Source organism: Vibrio sp. 03_296 (assembly GCF_002265885.1).
On record NZ_NPKW01001096.1, the window covers coordinates 1 to 629 of the forward strand.

Consider the following 629-nt stretch of genomic DNA (forward strand, 5'->3'; position numbering starts at 1 on the left):
GTGGCCAAGAGCGTTTAAACGAAGCTTTCAAGCATGGCTTTAAGAAAGCCATCGTACCGTTGGCGAATCATGCCCAAAGGTGGGATCCCGGAAATGCAGATCCATGGGKTWAAAAATTAGCCGATGCTATATCAGCCTTCGATGAATTATGATTTTGTGAATTGAAGCATGAATTGCGTTGCTTTCTTTGTCGTGTGAAATTAGTCAGTTCTATTGAGATATTGCATAATGTATTTGGAGAATGACGTTTTTATGGATAGAAATGTTACTAAGATATCTTGGACTGTTTTTTGTTTGTGCTTTTCAACTGTTTCGGCTGCAAAGGAGATGGCTGCCGTCGAGTTGCAGGCTATCCAGTGGTTTCAGGGGCCGCTTAATACCAGCCAGCCTACACCACTTTGGGTATCGCAATCATTGACACCTGTTGAGGCTTTCAGCCTAACAGGGGGCGATCATGTCAGCTTACTTAACTTTGATGTCAACAAGCTGGGCTTGTATGTCATTGATTTCAGAAATTCCACGTTAATCGGTCGCTACCAACATTACCTGTATGATGCCAATAACCAGTTGGTGGCGTCTTCTCGAGGTGGGATTGACTCTGTGAATCGGCCATTCTTTTGCGTCATGGA

At 43.9% G+C, this 629-nt stretch carries 2 pseudogenes; both read left to right on the plus strand.

What is annotated here, in order from left to right:
* Positions 1–152, plus strand: a pseudogene (locus CIK04_RS30035) (DNA repair protein RadA); the annotation flags it as partial.
* A gap of 175 nt (positions 153–327) precedes the next feature.
* A pseudogene (locus CIK04_RS30040) lies at positions 328–629 on the plus strand (diguanylate cyclase); the annotation flags it as partial.